The sequence below is a fragment of the Rhizomicrobium sp. genome, assembly GCF_056722145.1.
Window position 1 is genome coordinate 1 of record NZ_JBWZET010000039.1, and the last position, 2395, is coordinate 2395.

1 protein-coding gene and 1 pseudogene are annotated in these 2395 nt (G+C 66.1%); both read left to right on the plus strand.

Going from position 1 to position 2395, the window contains the following annotated elements; genetic code table 11:
* A pseudogene (locus AC1P6P_RS02315) lies at positions 1-901 on the plus strand (FG-GAP-like repeat-containing protein); the annotation flags it as partial.
* Entirely contained in the window at positions 898-2331 is a 1434-nt protein-coding gene (locus tag AC1P6P_RS02320; protein ID WP_481400820.1) for an amidase, read from the plus strand. The pseudogene AC1P6P_RS02315 and the gene AC1P6P_RS02320, both read left to right, overlap by 4 nt.
* Positions 2332-2395: the final 64 nt, after the last annotated feature.

Consider the following 2395-nt stretch of genomic DNA (forward strand, 5'->3'; position numbering starts at 1 on the left):
GCCCTACGACGGCTTCGCCAACCTGCACGCGCTGACACTCGATTTAGGTCCGCAGGACGCGAAGTCCCTGCGGCTGCTGATGACCGGCTATGTGAACTACTTCAGCGCGACCTCGCTCTATGCCGCCTGGCAGGCGGGGATCAAGCCGATCTCGCCCTACGTCGAGGCCGAGATGCCGGACGGAAGCTGGCGGCGTGTTGTCGACGATGCAGGCTTTCCGGCGGGATTGGAGCGCACCATCGTGGTCGACCTCACCGGCAAGCTGCCCGCCGGAGCGCGGCGCATCCGGCTGATGTCGAACCTGGAGATCTTCTGGGACCAGGTTTTAATCGACGATCGGACCGAAGGACAATCGCGAACCGCGGAGGTTCCGCTGGCCTCGGCGACGCTGCACTTCCGCGGCTATCCGAAACAGATTGAAGGCGCGAGCCCCGGCGATTTGCAGTACGACTACGACCAGGTGAGCCTGACCGGGCCCTTCCAGCGCCAGCGCGGCAACTACACGCGCATGGGCGACGTGACGCCGCTCGTGAAGAGCATCGACGACCGCTACGTAATCTTCGGCAGCGGCGAAGAAATTGCCGCGGAGTTCGATACGGCGAAGCTGCCCCCGCTCGCCGACGGCTGGACGCGCGACTACTTCTTCTATGCCAACGGCTACGTGAAGGACATGGATTGGTGGGATGCCTCGCCCTTCACCGTGGCGCAACTGCCCTTCCACGGCATGAGCGCGTATCCCTATCCCAAGGTGGAGAAGTTCCCCGACGACGCCGATGCGCTCGACTACCAGTTGAACTGGAACACGCGCTTCGACTCGGGCAATCCGGTGCGCTCCTACCGGTTCGACTACAAGCTGCTGCCGACCACCCCGGCCGACGACCAGAAAGAAGAGCGCCGATGAGCGAGATGGTGCTTGAATCGGCTACGCGGCAGCTCGAACTGCTGCGCTCCGGCCAAGTGTCGATTGCGGAGTTGGCCGAGGCGCACATCCGGCAGATCGAGCGGCTGAATCCGGCGCTGAACGCGTTCGCCGATTTCGATGCCGGGCGGGTGCGGGCCCAGGCGCGGGTTCTGGAAGCGCAAAAGAACAACCGCGGTCCGCTGCACGGGCTGCCGGTGACGGTAAAGTCGTCCATCGCGACCGCCGGCCTGCGCTGCGAGATGGGCAGCCTGCTGCACCAGGGCGATGTGCCCCGCGAAGACGCCGTGGTGGTGGCGCGGCTGCGAGCCGCCGGGGCACTGATTCTGGGCACAACCAACTGCCCGGAGTTCCTGATGGCCTACGAGACGGCCAACCTGCTGCATGGGCGGGTAAGCAATCCGTGGGACCTCGCACGGACGCCGGGCGGCTCAAGCGGCGGGGAAGCGGCGGCGATTGCGGCGGGCATGTCGGCGGCAGGGCTGGGTTCGGACTCAGGCGGCTCGGTGCGCGTGCCGGCGCACTTCACCGGCATCTGCTCGCTCAAGCCGACGCCGGGGCGTGTTCCCGGCCAAGGCCACTTGCCGCCGTGCGTGGGGCCGTTTTCCGTGCTGGGAGCAATTGGGCCCATGGCGCGGACGATCGAAGACGTTTCGCTGCTTTTCCGCATGTTGAGCGGGCAGGACCCAACCGACCCTGTCAGCCCGCCGGTGGCGCTGCGGCGACCGGATCTGAGCGAGCTGCGGGCGAACAAAATCGGCTATTTCGAGGACGACGGTCTGGTTCCGGTGACGCCGGAGACGCGCGCCGCCGTGCGCGCCGCTGCCGAGGCGCTGCGCGAGGCCGGTTTCCAGGTTGAGCCTTTCCGGCCGCAGACGCTGGAGTTGCTGCGCAAGCTGTGGTGGACGTTCTTTGTCCAGTGCGGCGCCATGTTCTATGCGCCGGAGATTCGCGGCAAAGAAGATCGGCTGAGCCCCATCTTCAAGGAATTTCTCGGCTTCGACGCGGCACAGCCCAGGCTGACGGCAACCGAGTTGCTGGACGCCTGGGCCAGCCTCGACCTGTTGCGCGCCAGAACGCTGGAGGCGATGGGCGAGCACCCGATCCTGCTGTGCCCGGTGGCGTCGGTGCCGGCCTGGCGTCACGGCGAGCGGACTTGGGATTTAGACGGCCGCGAGGTAGCGTATCTCGACGCTGTGCGGCACACGCAATGGTTCAATGTGCTGGCTGCGCCGGCGGCAGTGGTCCCGGTGGGCCGCTCGCCGGAGGGTTTGCCAATCGGAGTGCAAATCGTGGCGCGGCCGTTTGAGGACGAAACGGCGCTGGGCGTTGCGGCGCTTGTCGACCGGGCATTTGGCTACCAGCCGCCCACGCTGGCCACGCCAGCAAGGGTGGAGAATGCTTCCCGTTAGGAAAAACAGAACAAGACAACGGCCCACAAGCACGCGAGCGATGCGAGTTTCTCCAAAACGATGG

Bases quoted from the DNA above. Each gene is read 5' to 3' on its own strand.
- AC1P6P_RS02320 (WP_481400820.1), top strand. From the start codon at position 898: ATGAGCGAGATGGTGCTTGAATCGGCTACGCGGCAGCTCGAACTGCTG.